Source organism: Burkholderia lata, assembly GCF_902499335.1.
GTDB lineage: Bacteria > Pseudomonadota > Gammaproteobacteria > Burkholderiales > Burkholderiaceae > Burkholderia > Burkholderia lata_B.
This window is the reverse complement of sequence record NZ_CABVQK010000004.1, coordinates 607,735-626,339: the sequence shown is the minus strand read 5'-3', so window position 1 is coordinate 626,339 and position 18,605 is coordinate 607,735. Positions and strand designations below refer to the sequence as shown.

Below are 18,605 nucleotides of genomic sequence, written 5' to 3'. Positions count from 1 at the left end.
GACAACGACGTGATCGAGCTGTCAGCCGACGACAGCCCCGTCGACGTGGAAGTCGACAGCGAAGTGATCGAGCTGTTGGCCGAGGAGAGGCCGGTCGACGTGGAAGTCGACAGCGACGTGATCGAGCTGTCAGCCGACGACAGACCCGTCGACGTGGAGGTCGACAGCGAGGTGATCGAGCTGTTCGCCGACGACAGGCCCGTCGAGGTCGACGTGGACAGCGAGGTGATCGAGCTGTCAGCCGAGGACAGACCCGTCGACGTGGAGGTCGACAGCGACGAGATCGAGCTGTTCGCCGACGAGAGGCCGGTCGAGGTCGACGTGGACAGCGACGTGATCGAGCTGTCAGCCGACGACAGACCCGTCGACGTCGAAGTCGACAGCGACGAGATCGAGCTGTTAGCCGACGACAGGCCGGTCGACGTCGAAGTCGACAGCGAGGTGATCGAGCTGTCAGCTGACGACAGGCCAGTCGAGGTCGACGTGGACAGCGACGAGATCGAGCTGTTGGCCGACGAGAGGCCCGTCGACGTCGAAGTCGACAGCGACGAAATGGCGCTGGTCGCGGTACCAACCTGTTGGGCGACCGAATAGAGCTGGCTGCCGTTGATCGCGTCGGTACTGGTCGACGTCACCTGGCCGGCGGCGACGTTGGTGATTTGTCGTTCCTTGCCGGCGCTGCCGACGCTAACGGTGCCCACCGGCGTGGTGCCTGCGAATCCGCCAAACGTGACGCCGCCGACGGTCGCGCTGCTCGTGCCAACGGCCGGGCCGGTCTGCGAATTGGCGCCGAGCGCCACGGAATTGTTGGTGCCGGCGACTGCCCCGCTGCCGATGGCAACGGCGTCGGTGCCGGTCGCGGTGCTGTCGGCGCCGGTCGAGTTCGCGTGGAAGTACTTGATGCCCTGGCTGTTGATGTTGTTGATCGCCGCGCCGACGCTGTTGGCGGTCGACGTCGTGCCGTTCGCGTTGTAGGTCGTGTATGCCGGCGCGGAGACCGTCCCGGTCGTCGGGTCGTACGTGGAACCGCCGCCGAGCGCCGATGCCGTGCTGGTGCCGAGGTTGTCCGTCTTGACCGTGACCGTGTTCAGGCCAGTGGACAGCGAACCGATCGAGCTCGTGGCCGTCGACAGACCCGTCGAGGTCGACGTGGACAGCGACAGGACCGAGCTGTTTGCCGAGCTGATACCGGTGGACAGCGAGTTGATACCGGTCGAAGTCGACGTGGACAGCGACGAGATCGAGCTGTTAGCCGACGACAGACCCGTCGACGTGGAGGTCGAGAGCGAGGTAACCGAGCTGTTTGCCGAGCTGATGCCGGTGGACAGCGAGTTGATGCCGGTCGAAGTCGACGTGGAAAGCGAAGTGATCGAGCTGTTCGCCGACGACAGGCCAGTCGACGTGGAGCTCGAAAGCGAGGTGACCGAGCTGTTTGCCGAGCTGATACCGGTGGACAGCGAGTTGATACCGGTCGAAGTCGACGTGGACAGCGACGAGATCGAGCTGTTAGCCGACGAAAGACCCGTCGACGTCGAAGTCGAGAGCGAGGTGACCGAGCTGTTTGCCGAGCTGATGCCGGTGGACAGCGAGTTGATACCGGTCGAAGTCGAGGTGGACAGCGACGTGATCGAGCTGTTAGCCGACGACAGACCCGTCGACGTCGAAGTCGACAGCGACGTAACTGAGCTGTTTGCCGAGCTGATGCCGGTGGACAGCGAGTTGATACCGGTCGAGGTCGACATGGACAGCGACGTGATCGAGCTGTTCGCCGACGACAGACCCGTCGACGTGGAAGTCGAGAGCGAGGTAACCGAGCTGTTTGCCGAGCTGATACCGGTGGACAGCGAGTTGATGCCGGTCGAGGTCGAGGTGGACAGCGACGTGATCGAGCTATTGGCCGACGACAGGCCGGTCGACGTGGACGTCGAGAGCGAGGTAACCGAGCTGTTTGCCGAGCTGATGCCGGTGGACAGCGAGTTGATGCCGGTCGAAGTCGAGGTGGACAGCGACGAGATCGAGCTATTGGCGGACGACAGACCCGTCGACGTGGACGTCGAGAGCGACGTAACCGAGCTGTTTGCCGAGCTGATGCCGGTAGACAGCGAATTGATGCCGGTCGAGGTCGACGTGGACAGCGAAGTGATCGAGCTGTTAGCCGACGAGAGACCCGTCGACGTGGAAGTCGACAGCGACGTAACCGAGCTGTTTGCCGAGCTGATGCCGGTAGACAGCGAATTGATGCCGGTCGAAGTCGACGTGGACAGCGACGAGATCGAGCTATTCGCCGACGACAGACCCGTCGACGTGGAAGTCGACAGCGACGTAACCGAGCTGTTTGCCGAGCTGATGCCAGTGGACAGTGAATTGATGCCGGTCGAGGTCGACGTGGACAGCGAGCCGATCGAGCTATTCGCCGACGACAGACCCGTCGACGTGGAAGTCGAGAGCGACGTGATCGAGCTGTTGGCCGAGCTGACGCCGGTGGACAGCGAGTTGATACCGGTCGAAGTCGACGTGGACAGCGAGCCGATCGAGCTATTGGCCGACGAGATTCCGGTCGAGAGGCTGGCGCTGCTGGTGCTGAGCTGTGCGACCGTCACGGCGTCGGTCGGGGCGGAGCCATCCGCCACGTTCGTGATGCGCCGGTTGGTTGCAGCCGTGCCGCCGCCGACCGAGACCTCGCCACCGTTGGCTGTCTGACCCGTGGCGTAGGCCGCCGTCGTCGGGGCTGCCGTGCCCGTTACGCTGCCGGTGCCGATCGCAACCGCACCGGTGTACTGAGCGGTCGATTTGTAGCCGATCGCAACCGAGTTGGCGCCGGTTGCACTGGACAGCGTGCCCAACGCAACGGATCGCGTATTCGTCGCAACCGCTCCGGAACCGATCGCCAAAGCCTGCTGCGCAGTGGCCGTGGCCGTGTCACCCAACGCCACGCTGGCCAGTGCGGTGGCCGTGGCGTTATTACCGATGGCAACGGCTTGCTGCCCCGCGAGCCCATTGACACCGATCGCGACAGCCGCGACGGCCGTGGCGCTCGCGTTTCTGCCGATCGCAGTCGCGTCTTGCGTGGCGGCGGACGCGGCATTGCCGATCGCTATCGCATAAAGGCCCGGTGCAGCTGCGCCGTTGCCAACCGCGACACTGCTGCCGCCTGCGGCAGTTGCACCCACGCCGGCGGCGAGCGCGTTGACGCCCGTTGCACCGTCGTTGTTGTAGTTGGCTTGCTGCGTGCCGCCGTCGTTGACGCTGTAGTAGTGCGTCTTCGCGGTGCTGATCGCAGTCGAAGTCGAGGTGGACAGCGAGGTGACGGAGCTGTTGGTCGAGCTGAGGCCTGTCGACAGCGAGCCGATGCCGGTCGAGGTCGACGTAGACAGCGACGTGATCGAGCTGTTGGCCGACGACAGGCCAGTCGAGGTCGACGTGGACAGCGAACCGATGGAGCTGTTTGCCGAGCTGATGCCGGTGGACAGCGAGTTGATGCCGGTCGAAGTCGAGGTGGACAGCGAACCGATGGAGCTGTTGGCCGACGACAGGCCGGTCGACGTCGACGTCGACAACGAACCGATGGAGCTGTTGGCCGACGACAGGCCGGTCGACGTCGACGTCGACAACGAACCGATCGAGCTATTGGCCGACGACAGGCCGGTCGAAGTCGACGTCGACAGCGAACCGATGGAACTGTTGGCCGACGACAGACCAGTCGAGGTCGAAGTCGACAGGCTCGTGATGTTCGACGTCGTCGTGCTCGCCACCGCGTAGAGCTGGCTGCCGTTGATCGCATCGGTGCTGGTCGCGCTGACGAGGCCTGCGGCGACGTTCTGGATTCGGCGTTCCGCGTTGACCTGACCGACGCTGACAATGCCGCCGGTCGGCGTCCCGGCCTGGTAGTTACCGAATGTCTGGCCGCCGATCGTGGTGCTGGTGACTGCCGTATTGCCGCCGGTCGTAACCGACGCGGTGCTGTTCGTCACCGAACTGCTGCCGAGCGCAACCGAGTTCGCGACGTTCGCGGTCGAGCCGACGCCGATGGCGATGGCGTTGGTGGTCGAGGCATTGGCGTTTTGCGCGAATGCAACGGAACCCGCACCCGAAGCGGTCGAGTTCGCGCCGAAGGCCGTTGCATAAGAGTTCGATGCCACGGCCGCGGAGCCGACAGCCACGGCGCCGGAGTTGCCGCTGGCCGTCGAACCGTTACCGAGCGCAACCGCGTCCGCGCCGGTCGCCACCGTGGTGGCCGCGAAGCTGCCGACGTTACCCATCGCGATTGCACCGAGGCCCGTCGACGTGGCCGAGTTGCCGATTGCGACCGAGCCGTTCGTGCCCGTGGCCGATGCGCCGCGGCCGAGTGCCACGGAAGTATTGTTCGCCGTGGCGTTGGTGCCGAAAGCGATGGAGTCGGTGCCTGTGGCGGTCGCGTTGTTGCCGATTGCGTTCGCGCCGCTGGCCGACGCATTCGAGAAGCGGCCGAGCGCGATCGAGTTGGTGCCGGACGCCACCGCGCCGCCCGTTCCCGAGCTGTTGCCGCCCCCGATCGCAATCGCGCTCGAGCCCGATGCCGTGGTGTCGTTGCCGACGGCCGTCGAGCCCGTGTTCAGCGACTTCGCGCCGGAGCCCATGGCGATCGCGCTTAAGCCGGTAGCCGTCGTGGCCTGACCGAATGCCTGGGAATAGTTGCCCGATGCCGTTGCGTTTGCACCGATCGCGATCGACGTCGACCCGCTGGCCGTCGTCGTGCTACCGCCGTTTCCGCCGATTGCAATTGCTTGAGTGGCGCCGATTGGCGTCGTGCCACCGCCTGCGGAGTATTGCGCATGCGCGACGTTGCCGGCGGCCGCTCCCGCGACGAGCACAGCGGCCGCGACGGCCTTCACGACAGCCGACTTGTTCGGCTTGCCCCGTGCCGTATCGTGTTCGGACGCTGCGACCCAGGCGCCAAGGGCTTCGTTCCAGATCGAGCGGTATGAGCGGTTCATGTCCTGCTACCTCCAAATATGCACGCCACACACCGGTCTCTTTCGTTAGAGGAATACTCCGTGCGCTCGCGCGAATCTCAAAATTGATGGGCGGAGTTTATTGGAGGAGGTTTTTTTAGATTGATAAAAAGTGATAAATAGCGCGTTTTGAAAGTTAAAGGATGGTTAATACATCGCGTTTTGATGTATCAGCGATGAATGCATTCGAAAGATGTAAGAATGTTTATTGAAGGATTGGAATTTTTCTGCGGGAAGGCAATATTTTGTATAAAAATTAATGTGTTGCGATTGTTTTGTGCGGCAGGTCACACATGGGGATGGCTCAAACGTAAGACAAATGAAATAGCAAACGTTTGCGGAATGAGCGCGTCTTTCTGTTTTGTAATGTATGTGGCTGCGCAGATGGATAATGTGGTTGCCACCTCGTTAATTTATTAATTCTGGATTTGAGTGATGATTTTCTGTTTATTTTGTTGATTATCTGAAAATCAATTTAATTTGAAATATCGAACCTGGGACTGTGCTGATATGCGCATCTCGCTCGCCGCGATGGCCCGTGTGACGGGCGTTCCGGGCTGGTCGGCTCGTCGAATTTGTAAAAAAGTGCTACTGGGCGGTGGGCCGGGCCGTCATCATTCATCTTTCGAATTTGTCCTATTGACTGTTTCGGAATTGTTGATATTCGTGCGGGGTTCGAAGAGGAGGCGAAACCGTGCGGGAGGCGTGACCTGCGTCAGCCGTGCGCGTGCTGGCGACAGGTTGTTAAAGACGCGGCTTGACGTCGGCGGCAACGTTCCCGAATTGTCAAATCCTGGGCGTGACAATTTGTCCATACGCCCCAAAGCGCCGCAGAAAAAAGGGCGGGAATAAATGTATCGGATGTGCCACATCCGGCAGGCGGAGGCGGGTGGACGAGGTTCCGCACCGCATGCGATCGGGCGACTTCGAGCGGGTGGGCGGGCAGGGTAGCCCAAGTGATGCGGCTCGCCATGCAGGTGCGACGTGCGTGCATCGAGGTTCGAACGGGGCGTGGAGCACGGAGCCAAACGACTGCTCCGGTCGCTGCGTATCGCTGGCCGCGTGCACGGGTCAGGCTGGTCGTTGCCCGGTCGCCCGACCGGGCAACCGGGCCTTTGCCCGGAGCGGCTGCCTTACTTCTTGAGAAACCGCAGCGCGAGCCGCGCCATGCGCGGCACGAACATCGGGCGCAGCAGGCGCTTGTCGTAGCCGGCCATCCGCCGGTCGTTCTCGGTGAGACACAGTTCGATCAACTCGCGCGGGTTGAGCGCGTCGCCGATGTCGGCGGTGCCGGTCGCCGGAAAGTTCGCGTCACGCGCGACGCCATCGGAATCGATGCCGCGCGCGATGCCGATGCGTTCCCGGATCAAATGCACCCACACGGCCGCGACCCGCGCGAAGAACCACGGCCGGCGCCACCACGGCAGACTGCGCCAGTACCATGCATACCAGTTCACGAAGAACAGGATGTGGCGGCCTTCTTCCTGGATCACCGGCTCGAAGGTGTCGACGAGTTCGGGCGGGAAGTAGCCGGAGCGCTGCGCGGAACGAAACAGGCCGAACGCGAAGAAGCTGTCGATGCATTCGCTGAAGCCCGTGACGATCCACCACCACTCGGGATCTTTCGGCGCAGGGTACGCCGGCTCGGGGGCGAGCCGGATGCCGTATGCCTCGACGAGCTTCGACAGCACGACCTTGTGGCGCGCTTCCTCGCCGCCGTCCATCTCGAGCGCGCGGCGCAGCAGCGGATCGCCGATGGTCGCCGCATAGGTTGCCACGCGGATCGATGCGCGGCCCTCGGTCTGCACCGCGATGTCCCAGATCGGTAGCGACGTGAGCCGCTTGAGCTCGGCGGGCGTGAGCGGCGGCCAGTCGATCACCGCCGGCTTGTACGGGTTGTGTGTGTCGAGCAGCATGCGGCAGAACATCTGCATGTGCGCATCGGAACCGATCCGGACCGGACCTTGCCTCTCGAAGGTCCAGTTGCGCATTGCGTGATCTGCTGCTGCATGCGCTTCCTGCAGCGTGTCACTCATGGCTGTTGTTATGCGATTACGGGTCGAAAGATTCTTGCATAGCTTCCGTAAACGCGTATTTTCGAGCGGCCATGCGCACGCCGGCCAGGCGTGCGTCACGCGTTCGTGTCGACCCAGAGGCGGCCCCAGCGGGACGCGTAGGCCAGCGCGTGCTCTTCCTCGAAGAAGAAATCGATCGCGTCGAATGAAACGGCGCGCGGCGACGGGCCGCCGCTTGCCTTCTCGATCGTCAGGTTGGCGGCGAACAGCCCGTTCGGCAACCGGGCGGCAGCGGGGGCGACTTCGTAGCCCTTGTAGCGGATCGTACGGTTCATGGCGTGCGCGGAGAAAGTTCGGAGGTTCAGCGTACGAAAACCCGCCCACGGCGTGAACCAATCTTTCGGCCAATGCAAATCACGCGGCGGGCTGAATCGTTATCGGCGCGCGATGCGGGGAAAGGGCAACCGGGGAGAAGCGTCGGCGTGCACGGCGCGTGGCACGCTCATCCGAATGTGCACCGCCCGCGCCGGCGAACGTGGTCGGCCGGGCGCGGGCGGTGGAGGGCGGGGAAATTACTGGTTGGCGATCTTCAGCACGGGCGCAAGCGCGTCGACCGATGCCGCATGCGAGGTCGCGCGATGCGATGCGAACGCGAGCGCGAACTCGGCCGCTTGCGCGCCGACCGTCTCGAGTTGGGCAACGACCTTCGGATCCGAGCAGCTGTCGGCGCTGTCGAAGCGCGTTTCGAGCGTGTTCACGGTCGCGCCGAACGGCGTCGGCCAGCCGCGCAGCGCATGCACGATCGAACGCAGCGACGTCAGCACGGTGCCGGCCGCCTGCCAGCCGTAGGCGGTGACGATCAGCCCAACCGCGCGACCGTCGAGATAGGGGCGATCGTCCGCGCGCAGTTCCTCGAGCGTGTCGAGTGCGTTCTTCACGAGGCCGGAGACGCCGCCGTGATAGCCGGGCGTCGCGATGATGATCGCGTCGGCCTGGCGCACGGCGTCGATCAGTTCGCGCTGTGCGTCGGTCAGCGTTTTGTGTTCGGGAGCGTAGTGCGGCAGCGTATGCAGGAACGGGCCGTCGAACAGGCGCGTGCGTGCGCCGGCCGCCTGCGCACCGCGCAACGCGAACGACAGCGCACGTTCGGTCGACGACGCTGCCCGGGTGGTACCGCCAATGCCGACAACGAACGGGCGGCGGTGTTGATCGAATGCAGTCAAGGGGCGCTCCTTGGGGATGGCTTGCCCGGCTAAGCACAGGCTTAAAACCAGATGGTAACGACCCCGCCGCCACTCTGAAAACGACTTTTCGTTCTATCGATATGCCGCGCGGCAGGGGCAATCGTGTGCGCGGCCGCCCAGATCGATAGCAGAAATGCTTGGTTGGGACGGCGGGCCGTGGTCGATAAGATGGGCCCGTCTCCTCCATGATGTCTCTACTGACATGGGTTGGCCCCGCCGCGCGGATGCAGGCGGGGCTTTTTTTCGTCCGGGTCAGGAAAAAGGGGCGCGATGCGCCGGGCTGTTGCCCGTTACTCGAACACCGGCCGGAAGAAGCTGCGTTCGTAGCTGACGATGCAGCGCGTTTCCTCGGCGTAGCGGAACGCGGCCTGGCAGGCCGGATCGTCCATCGAGCGTTCGCGGTAGCGCTCGTATTCGGCGAGGCTCGGGAACGAGAACATCGCGAGCGCGATGTTGTTCGTCCCTTCGGACGGCAGGAAGTAGCCGTGATGCGTGCCGCCGAACTTCTCGACGAGCGGAATCCACATCTTGCCGTACGTTTCGAACTGGTCGAGCTTGTACGGATCGATGACGTAGCGAAGGAAGCAGGTGACCATGAGCGCGCTCGATGAGGAGAGGAACCAGCGAGTCTGGAGGGCGTCGCCGCATGTGTCAACGGCGTTCGCCGGCGCGTGATCTGTCCGCGGGATGCGTTGCTTGCGCAAACAACGATCGGCGTTCCGTCATGCGTTCGCAACGACGCGCGCAGCGGCGCGGCACGCACCGTCGCCACCCTCTCTCCCGCGCGCATTTCTCCAAACTTTTACGACATTTTTTCTTGCGAGGGCGGTCGGCGCGCTCATAGACTTCGGGCATCCCAACCACGGAGCATGGCAATGTCGATACCCTGGAACGCGATCGCCGAACACACGCCCGCTGCGCCACCTTCCGTGTGCGCCGATCGGGTGATCGTGCGGCGTTTCGATCCGGCCTTCGACAGCTATGAACAACTCACACCGATGCTGCATCGCGCGTTCGCGCGGCTCGGCGCAATGGGGCTCAACTGCACGTGCGTCGACCAGAGCGAGGACGTCACCCGCCGCCGCGCGGAAGCGGGCGAGTGCTACGTCGCCGTGTGCGGCGGGCGCGTGATCGGCACGGCCACGCTGTATGCGACCGATCCGACGTCGGCGTGCTCGCTGTACCGGCGCGAAGGCGTTGCGAGCGTGCGGCAGGTGGCGGTGGACCCCGCTTGCCAGAGCCGCGGGATCGGCGCGTTGCTGCTGTCGTTCGCCGAGCAGTGGGCCGCGTTGCGCGGTTATGCGCTGCTCGCGCTCGATACGCCGAATCCCGCGTCGCACCTGCTCGCGTTCTACGGCGCGCAGGGTTTCGACGTCGTCGACGTGATGCGCTTCGACGGCAAGTGCTACGACAGCGCGATCCTCTGCAAGCGGCCCGTCGCGCAGGTCGCGCGCCGCGTGTCGCCGGCGTCGCGCATGGCCGCGCGCGTGGCGGCCGTGCGGCGTCTTGCGTATGCGTTGCCGTCGCGCGTGGTCACGGTGGCAAGGCGCGGCCAGCACGTGCGCCGCGGCGCAGGCTGGGCGGCACGACGCGCGGCCGGTGCCGCGAGTTGCCGGTCGTCGCCGTGGCGACCGCGCCAGCACGGGCGCTACACGTTCGGCTGAACGGTGCGCCCCGGTTCCTATTCCTGCTTTGCCGCGTAAACGTCGTATGAGCGGAGTGTGGCGCTCCCGCTCGTGTACGGCCCTTGAGACACCCCCGCCGCGCTGCGGCGAAACCGGCGTTTACGCGCTTTTTATGCCCTGACGCGATCCTTTGCCGCGATCTTCACGCGAACCTTCATAAGATGGTTGCGTGGAAACGGAGGCCGCACGCGAGAACGCGCGCAGGCAGCCGGCTCGCCTGACCGATGCCGGATGCCGCTGCGCGGGGCGTGCCGGCAAAAGGAAACCGCCATGTCTCTCGCACCCGTGACAGGTCCGCGCTCCGCGCAGCCGGGCCATGCGCGCACGGCCGCGCGCTCGATGTTCGATCCCGCACTCGTGCGCCCGGCGATCGCCGATTCGTTCCGGAAACTCACGCCACGCACGCAGTTCCGCAACCCGGTGATGTTCTGCGTGTACGTCGGCAGCATCCTGACCACGATCCTGTGGATTGCCGCGCTGTTCGGCCAGGCCGAAGCGCCTGCCGGCTTCATCGTCGCAATCGCGCTGTGGTTGTGGTTCACCGTGCTGTTCGCGAACTTCGCCGAGGCGCTCGCGGAAGGGCGTTCGAAGGCGCAGGCCGCATCGCTGCGCAGTGCGAAACACAACGTGGTCGCGAAAAAGCTCGCGGCCCCGCATGCGAAGGCGGCCGTCGAGGTGATGGCGTCCACCGACCTGCGCAAGGGCGACGTCGTGCTCGTCGAAACCGGCGACACGATCCCGGCCGATGGCGACGTGATCGAAGGCGTCGCGTCGGTCGACGAATCGGCGATTACCGGTGAATCCGCGCCGGTGATCCGCGAGTCGGGCGGCGACTTCTCGTCGGTGACGGGCGGCACGCGCGTGCTGTCCGACTGGATCGTCGTGCGGGTTGCCGTCAATCCGGGCGAGGCGTTCCTCGACCGGATGATTGCAATGGTCGAAGGCGCGAAGCGCAAGAAGACGCCGAACGAGATCGCGCTGACGATCCTGCTCGTCGCCTTGACGATCGTGATGCTGCTCGCGACCGCCACCTTGCTGCCGTTCTCGGCGTTCGCGGTCGAAGCGATGAAGGCCGGCCACGTCGTGACGATCACCGCGCTCGTCGCGCTGCTCGTGTGCCTGATTCCGACGACGATCGGTGGGTTGTTGTCCGCGATCGGCGTGGCCGGGATGAGCCGGATGATGCAGGCGAACGTGATCGCGACGTCGGGCCGCGCGGTGGAAGCGGCCGGCGACGTCGACGTGCTGCTGCTCGACAAGACCGGCACGATCACGCTCGGCAACCGCCAGGCATCGGCGTTCGTGCCCGCGCCATTCGTGACCGAGGAAGCGCTGGCCGATGCCGCGCAGCTGTCGTCGCTTGCCGACGAAACGCCGGAAGGCCGCAGCATCGTCGTGCTCGCGAAGCAGCGCTTCAACCTGCGCGAGCGCGACATGCAGGCGCTGCATCCGGTGTTCCTGTCGTTCAGCGCGCAGACGCGGATGAGCGGCGTCGACCTTTCCCACACGGGGACTTCCTCCGGGGCACCGGGCCGCGAGATCCGCAAAGGCGCGGCGGACGCGATCAAGCATTACGTCGAGTCCCACGGTGGCCGCGTCACGCGCGAAGTCGAAGCGGTCGTGACCGACATCGCGCGTCGCGGCAGCACGCCGCTCGCGGTGGCGGAGCGGGTCGACGGTGTCGCCCGCGTGCTCGGCGTGATCGAGCTGAAGGACATCGTGAAGGGCGGCATCAAGGAGCGCTTCGCGGAGCTGCGCAAGATGGGGATCAAGACGGTGATGGTGACGGGCGACAACCGGCTGACGGCTGCGGCGATCGCGGCAGAAGCGGGCGTCGACGATTTCCTCGCGGAAGCGACGCCGGAAACCAAGCTCGCGACGATCCGCGAACACCAGGCCGCGGGGCGCCTCGTCGCGATGACGGGCGACGGCACCAACGACGCGCCGGCGCTCGCGCAGGCCGACGTCGCCGTGGCGATGAACACCGGTACGCAGGCGGCGAAGGAAGCCGGCAACATGGTCGACCTCGACTCGAACCCGACGAAGCTGATCGAGATCGTCGAGATCGGCAAGCAGATGCTGATGACGCGCGGTTCGCTGACGACGTTCTCGATCGCGAACGACGTCGCGAAATATTTCGCGATCATCCCGGCCGCGTTTGCAACGACGTATCCGCAGTTGCGCGTGCTCGACGTGATGCATCTCGCGTCGCCGGCATCGGCGATCCTGTCGGCGGTGATCTTCAATGCACTGATCATCGTCGCGCTGATTCCGCTCGCGCTGAAGGGCGTGCGCTATCGCCCGCTCGGCGCGGCGCCGCTGCTGCGCAGGAACCTGCTGTTGTACGGCTTCGGTGGCGTGCTGCTGCCGTTCCCGTTCATCAAGCTGATCGACATGGTGCTGGTGGCATGCGGATGGGCCTGAGCATGGGCGCGCATGACGCACCGGACGAAGGCGCTGCCGGATGAGCGAGCCGACCGTCGTCATCGTGATCGTCGACGAAGACAGGTTCATCCGGCATTTCGTCCGTGTCGCGCTGAAGGCCGAACACATGCACGTCTGCGAGGCCGCGACCGGCGTCGCGGGCGTGGCGGCCGTCGGCTCACGTCGTCCCGACCTGATCATCGCGGACACGAACCTGCGCGACATGGGCGGCACCGAACTGATCCGTGCGCTGCGTGCGTGCTCGGCCGCGCCGCTGATCGTGCTGTCGGCGCTGAGTGCGGAAAGCGACAAGGTGGCCGCGCTCGACGCGGGCGCGGACGACTATCTGACCAAGCCGTTCGGCGCCGCCGAATTGATCGCGCGAATTCGCGCGCACCTGCGGCGGCAGGCCGGCGGCGGACGCCTCGACGCGATGTGCGTGCGCTTCGGCGACGTGACCGTCGATCTCGGCGATCGCCAGGTGCTGCGCGGCGGGGCGCGCGTGCATCTGAGTCCGATCGAATACCGGTTGCTGGCCGTGCTCGCGCATCATGCGGGCCGGCCGCTCACGCACGACCGCCTGCTGAACGAGGTGTGGGGCGCGGCGCACGGCAAGGATGCGCACTACCTGCGGGTGTATGTCGGTCACCTGCGGCGCAAGCTGGAATGCGATCCGAGGCGGCCTGCGTACATCGTGACGGAGACGGGCGTCGGCTACCGGCTGGCCGGTGCGCAGTAACGACGCGCTCAGGGGTTCGTAGCCGTCCGCAGTTCGTCGCTCGCCATGCCGTTCGTACGGCGCAGTTGCGCATCGAATTGCTGCACGCGCAGTGCGACGCGCTGAGCATAGCGCTTCGTGCCGCCGTTGTAGCGCACGAGCGCGGTTTCGACGTCGCCGTCCGCATCGTCGAGATAGCCACGGAAGATGGCCGCGCCGATTCGCACGTTGGTGGCCGGATCGGACAGGTCCTTCACATGCGCGACGAGATCGCGATGGGCGGTGGGCATCACCTGCATCAACCCGCGCGCGCCGGCGACACTGACCGCATGCCGATCGAAGCTCGATTCGACCGCGATGATCGCGAGCAGCAGCGCCGGTGCCAGCCCGTAGCGATCCGATTCGGTCTGCACGGCGCGTGCGATCGTGCGCGCGTCGGCATACGCGACGTGAAAGCGGTTGCGCAGCGTCGTGACGATCGTGTCGAGGGTTGGGGGAAGCGAGGGTTCGGGCGTGCTGGCGGCGCTGACCGGCGCCGCTGGCATGTCGTCGGCATGTGCGGGCAGCGCGATCGACAGCGACAGCGCGACCGGGAAAGACAGTAGAAGCCGCTTCAGCGGCCGGGCCGCGCACAGGCGCGGCGCTGGCCGGTCATACGATGGATAGGTTTCCTGCATGTCGTCGCATCGTGGTTCCGATGCGACGACTGTACGCAGTTATGCGTTGCGACCGTCGAAAGAAACAGGTTCGCCCGATAAACGGTGCGTAAAGACGAGCGACGATCGCCCTGCGTCACTCGTCGCGGCCGCGCGTATCGCCGCCGCCTTTCGCGAGGCGCCATGCGATCGTGCCGAGCACGCCGACCGCGACGACCAGCGCGCCCCACAGCACGTAGCGGCGGGGCGCGTCCGTATCGGCGGCTGACGCCGACGCGACCGCCGAGACCGGCAACACCGTGCCGACGCGCGCGGGCCGCACTTCGGGCGCCATGCCGACCAGCAGTGCGTCGCGGCTCACGGCCGATGAAACGAGCGACGCATCGCCGACGCCGAGCGTAAACGGCGGCGTGCCGCGCGCGACGAACGTCAGCGCGGCCGGATGCCAGCCGATCGCGACGGCCGGCTGGCCGCCGCCGAATCCGCCGTTGCGCATGTCGACGACGATCCGCCACGCGCGATCCGTATTCGCCGCGAACTCGAGCGGCGGATTGCGCTGCTCGCCGGCCTTGCCCTGCAGCCGGAACAGCACGGCGGCCGCGACGTCGCGCCACGGCGCCTGTGCGTCGGCGCGACTCTGCAGCGTCGCACGAGCGACGGTGTTCGGCTGCGGCAGGTCGATGCGCACGCGGTCGACCGGATACGCGCCGTCGGTGTCGAACAGGTACTCGCCGGGCGTGCCGCCGGCCCGCACGCGCACGGCATCGCGCCATTGGCGCGGGACGGTCGCGGTGTCGGTCCCGCGCGCGTCGCGCGGGTGCGTCTCGACGTCGATCGACGTAACCGCGGGCGCGCCGTCGAGCCAGTCGAGCCGCAGGTAGCGCGGCGCCGCGCCTTCGAGCGCGATGCGTTCCTGCACCAGCATGTCGTCACCGTGGCCCACCTTCAGCAACTGCGTGCTGCCGAGCGACCGCCAGCTGCGCAGGTCGTCGCTGGCTTCGATGGCGACACGCCCCTGGTAGCTGTCGTCGCCTACGTGCACGAGCAGCGCGTCGATGTCGCCGTCCGCGTGCGACAGGTCGACGAGATCCGCACTGTGCTTCGCACGCGCCGGTGCAGCGACGCCCGCGCGCAGCGCGCCGTCCGGGCCGACCGTCACGCCGAGCGGTGCGTTGCCGTTGTCGGCGCGGGCGGGCGGCAGCGGGAACCAGTGCACCGGCGTGCGCTTCGGCGGTACGGCGGGTGCGGCCGCCGCGGGCGTGTCGAGTGAATACGGCACCGGCTCGCCCGCACCGTTGAAGATGCGCACGTCGCCAAGATCGTCGCGCCGGCTCGCCGCATAGACGGGCTGCGGCACGGTGAGCTGGTAGTACGCGGCGGCGCCGTCCAGGTCGAGCGAGAAGTGTTGCGCGACGTGCCCGTCGGCCGCCGCGAACGACGCGAGCAGGCTCAGCCCGAGCAGGGCGGCGAATCGCTTCATGTGTTGTCGTCCTGCTGCGCGGCGGCCTTCGGCGGCAGCGGCGAGAAATAGCCGATCAACAGCAGCAGCACGCCGATGCCGATGAACGACACGATGCGCTCGATCCCGGTCACGTGCGACAGATCGAACAGGAACAGCTTGACGACCGTGAGCGCGAGCAGCGCTGCGCCGACGAACCACAGCGGCCTCAGCCCGCGGCGCGTGGCCCAGATCGTGATCGCGAGCGCGCAGAGCGTCCAGTACACGGACACCGACGCCTGCACGAGCGTCGATTCCGCCATCGCGCCGAGTTCGTACGGCACGCCGGCCCAGTGATGCAGCGTGCGCAACAGGATCGCGTTCGCCCACAGGAACGCGGTTGCACCGGCCGCGCTCAGCAGCTCGACGCGATAGTTGCCGAACGACCAGCCGAGCTTGCGCGCGCGCACGAACCACGACGCGGCGAGCGCATAGACGACCACGAGCACGAGGTCGAGCGGGTTGAGGAGCGGCAGGCGCGCCCAGCTTCCGCCGTCCTGCGTGAAGTTCGCGTAGAAGGTCCACGCCCACATCACGACGATGAGCGGCAGCGACGCGAACGCGCACACGCGGGCGATGCCGTCGCGGCGCGTCAGCCACATCCCGGCGAACGCGAACAGGCTCCAGCCGACCATGAACACCTGCTGGATCCCGAACGACGACAGCACGGTGTCGATGTCGTAGGCCATGTGGAAGCGTTGATGCAGCGTGCGCAGCATCAGCGCGTTGAACCACAGGAACACGGTCGCGATGGCCACGTAGTCGACGACGCGCGGATGCCACGCGATGCCGAGCGTTCGCAGTCGGCGCAGCCACACGGCGAACGCGACGAATACCAGGAACTGCGCGACGTCGAGCGGGTTGAGCAGCGGCAGCCAGAAGAGCGGCGCCGCGTTGCCGTCGCTGCTCACGCTGGCGATGCTCCACAGCCACAGTAGCGCGGCGAGCGGTGCCGCACCCCACACCTGGTACGCCCGCGGAAACGCCGCGATGGGCCAGCGCAGGCGCGAGCCGGGGCCCGACACCAGCAGGAGCAGCGCCCCGAAGCCGTAGGCCCACGCGCTCCAGCTCCATGCGCCTTCGGGCACGTACGCGCGCAGGCGCCAGAAGCCTTCGAGCGCCAGCAGCCCGCACACGGTCCAGAACATCAGCGTGTGCAGCGGCGCGATGATGCCTGCGGCGATGGATTGCGCGAGGCCGGGCGCCGCGCCGTTCGCGGAATCGGCGCTTGCCGTGCCGCGCGACTGGCGCCACAGCAGCGCAAGGCCTGCGCCAACGGCGACGGGCCACGCGAACGCGCCCATCCCCGACAGCGGTGCTTCGTGCGCATCGAATGCACGCAGCGCGAGCAGCGCCAGCACCGGCGTCAGCGCGAGCGCGGGCCATTCGGCGAGCGGCCACGCAAGCCGGCGGCGCGCGACATGCGCGAGCCACGCGGTGCCGGCCGCGAACAGCGCGGTCGTATCGACGACGAAGCGGTCGGCATGCAGGTCGACGTGACGGCTCGCGTAGACGAGGATCTCGTGCAGCCCACCGCTGACCCACCACAGCAGCCCCCACGCGGCGGCGGCGGCACCGATCTCGGGCATCCACGCATGCCACGCGCGCGCTTCGCCGCGCCCGTGCAGCCACCAGCCGGTGAACAGGCCGGCAAGCGCGATCAGCAGCATCGCGATGTACTGGCTGTTGAGCACCGGCAGCGCGGTGGCGTCGGCCGGCCCGAGCAGGCTCGTGAAGAACGCGCCGGCCGCGGCGACCTGCATCAGCAGCCCGAAGCAGAACCGCAGCATGCGCTTCTCGCGCACGCCGAGCCAGACGACGGCCGCGCCTTCGATCGCCCACGCGGCGCTGGTCGTCGGGCCCGAGAACGCGAGCGGCACGGCCAGCGTCGCGAAGATCACCGCGAGCGCGAGCGTGGATTCGAACAGCAGTGCGAGTCGGTCGCGGCGCTGCGCGAGCCACGCAGTGACCACGACGTAGAACGCCGACAGCGCGACGGCGCTCCACGCGAGCCCGAACGGCATGTCTTTCACGAGCGACGCCTGCAGCGCGGTCGCGACGATCGGCGTGCCGAACACGAGCGTGCCGTCCACGTAGTGCCGCAGCGCGAGTTCGCGTTTCACCGCATACAGCAGTGCGATGCCGACATACATCAGGAAGAACAGGATCAGGAACGGCTCGGTGCTCGCGAACAGCGCGGGTCGGTAGGCCGTCACGCCCCACGCCGAGCCGATCGTGAACGTGAACACGAAGCCGAGCAGGTTCAGCGGACGCCATGCCTTGAACCAGGCGATCGCGAAGATGCCCGCGTTCAGCAGTGCGTAGTAGCTGAACAGCGCGACATGGTTGCCCTGGCCGGTCGACAGCAGCACCGGCGCGAGAAAGCCGCCCGCGCTGCCCATGAACGCGAGCGGCAGCGCGTTCTGCCGCACCGCGAGGAACGTGCTCAGCGCGCACACCGCAACCATCAGCGGGAACGCGGCGCCGACGGGCAGCAGCGCGTAAAGCTTGGTCGCGGCGAAGATCGTCAGGTACAGGATGCCGACGCCGCCGCCCTGCAGCACGAGCCCGTATGCCGCGCGGCGCGCACGCACGCGCCAGCCGATCGCGAGCAGCGCGGCCGCGGCGAGCGCGGTGCCTGCGAGGCGGAATTCGATCGGCAGCATGTTGTTGTCGGCCGCGTACTTGAGCAGGAATGCGACGCCGAAGAACAGCACGATGATCCCGACGCGCACGACCGTGTTGCCGCCCAGCAGCCAGTCGCGCGCGGCGCGGAAGGCGCGCTCGACGAGGTCGGGTTCGCGCGGTTTGGGCGGTGCGGGGGGAACCGACGGGGCGGCAGGCGTTTCGCTTGCGCGGGTCGCTGCGGCCGGCGCAGGTACCGGCGCGGCGGCTCGAACCGGTGCGGGGGCCGGTGCCGATGCGGAAGCCGGTGCGTCCGCGCGTGCGACTGCCGGCTGGGCCGGCGGGCGCGGCGGCAGGGTGGCCGAAGGCGGGACGGGGGCGGATGTCGTGGCTGATGCGGATGCGGTGGCGGCGGGTGTGAACACCGTCGCGTCGGTCGTGGCCGAGCCGGCCTTCGCGCCGGCCAGCTGGCCGCGCAGCGAAGCGACTTCACGCGTCAGCGTTTCGACGGTCGCTTCGAGACGTGCGACGCGATCGGCAAGCGGAGCCGGCGCGGGTATCGCAAACGTGTCCGGTGCGGCCTGCTTCCCCTTGCGCTTGTGTTGCTGCAGCGCGTGGCCGATGCAGAACCCGACGGCGGCGCCGAGCAGCGACCCGTTCGCGGCCGAGAAATCCCCGGCCAATGCGGCGATGCCGCCCACGATGAAGCCGATTACGGCGAATGCCCAGTTCAACGCCTTGCTCCCTCT

The 18,605-nt window shown here is 66.7% G+C and carries 11 protein-coding genes; 3 read left to right on the top strand and 8 right to left on the bottom strand.

All coding sequences use genetic code 11. The annotated features are described in order from the left end of the window. From BCO18175_RS13355 to BCO18175_RS13335, 5 genes are all read right to left on the bottom strand, one after another. A partial coding sequence (locus tag BCO18175_RS13355) for an ESPR-type extended signal peptide-containing protein (protein ID WP_302480650.1) occupies positions 1–4,973 on the bottom strand: 4,973 nt, incomplete at its 3' end. Positions 4,974–6,124: 1,151 nt separating this feature from the next. Beyond that, positions 6,125–7,027, bottom strand: a complete 903-nt coding sequence (locus tag BCO18175_RS13350) for a ferritin-like domain-containing protein (protein ID WP_174981390.1) — start codon at positions 7,025–7,027, stop codon at positions 6,125–6,127. Positions 7,028–7,122: 95 nt separating this feature from the next. Beyond that, entirely contained in the window at positions 7,123–7,341 is a 219-nt protein-coding gene (locus tag BCO18175_RS13345) for a hypothetical protein (protein WP_011354057.1), read from the bottom strand. Positions 7,342–7,578: 237 nt separating this feature from the next. After that, on the bottom strand, positions 7,579–8,229 hold the full coding sequence (locus BCO18175_RS13340) for an NADPH-dependent FMN reductase (protein WP_174919067.1): 651 nt from the start codon (positions 8,227–8,229) through the stop codon (positions 7,579–7,581). Positions 8,230–8,540: 311 nt separating this feature from the next. Further along, positions 8,541–8,846 (bottom strand): NIPSNAP family protein, encoded by a 306-nt coding sequence (locus tag BCO18175_RS13335; RefSeq protein WP_174981386.1) that lies wholly within the window; start codon positions 8,844–8,846, stop codon positions 8,541–8,543. Positions 8,847–9,125: 279 nt separating this feature from the next. Between BCO18175_RS13335 and BCO18175_RS13330 the strand changes: the two genes are divergently transcribed. From BCO18175_RS13330 to BCO18175_RS13320, 3 genes are all read left to right on the top strand, one after another. Then, entirely contained in the window at positions 9,126–9,914 is a 789-nt protein-coding gene (locus BCO18175_RS13330) for a GNAT family N-acetyltransferase (RefSeq protein ID WP_174981382.1), read from the top strand. Between the two features lie 360 nt (positions 9,915–10,274). After that, the gene (kdpB, locus tag BCO18175_RS13325; protein ID WP_174981439.1) at positions 10,275–12,359 is read left to right on the top strand and encodes a potassium-transporting ATPase subunit KdpB; all 2,085 of its coding nucleotides are present in this window, start codon (positions 10,275–10,277) and stop codon (positions 12,357–12,359) included. Between the two features lie 40 nt (positions 12,360–12,399). Beyond that, positions 12,400–13,098, top strand: a complete 699-nt coding sequence (locus BCO18175_RS13320) for a response regulator (RefSeq protein ID WP_174981380.1) — start codon at positions 12,400–12,402, stop codon at positions 13,096–13,098. Between the two features lie 8 nt (positions 13,099–13,106). Here BCO18175_RS13320 and BCO18175_RS13315 read toward each other — a convergent pair whose 3' ends face one another. From BCO18175_RS13315 to BCO18175_RS13305, 3 genes are all read right to left on the bottom strand, one after another. Beyond that, positions 13,107–13,754: a lytic transglycosylase domain-containing protein gene (locus BCO18175_RS13315; RefSeq protein ID WP_174981378.1), complete on the bottom strand. Its 648-nt coding sequence runs from the start codon at positions 13,752–13,754 to the stop codon at positions 13,107–13,109. Positions 13,755–13,869: 115 nt separating this feature from the next. Next, on the bottom strand, positions 13,870–15,213 hold the full coding sequence (locus tag BCO18175_RS13310; protein ID WP_174981375.1) for a DUF3999 domain-containing protein: 1,344 nt from the start codon (positions 15,211–15,213) through the stop codon (positions 13,870–13,872). Then, positions 15,210–18,590 (bottom strand): DUF2339 domain-containing protein, encoded by a 3,381-nt coding sequence (locus BCO18175_RS13305; RefSeq protein ID WP_174981372.1) that lies wholly within the window; start codon positions 18,588–18,590, stop codon positions 15,210–15,212. Before BCO18175_RS13305 ends, BCO18175_RS13310 begins: the two co-directional genes overlap by 4 nt. Between the last annotated feature and the right edge of the window lie 15 nt (positions 18,591–18,605).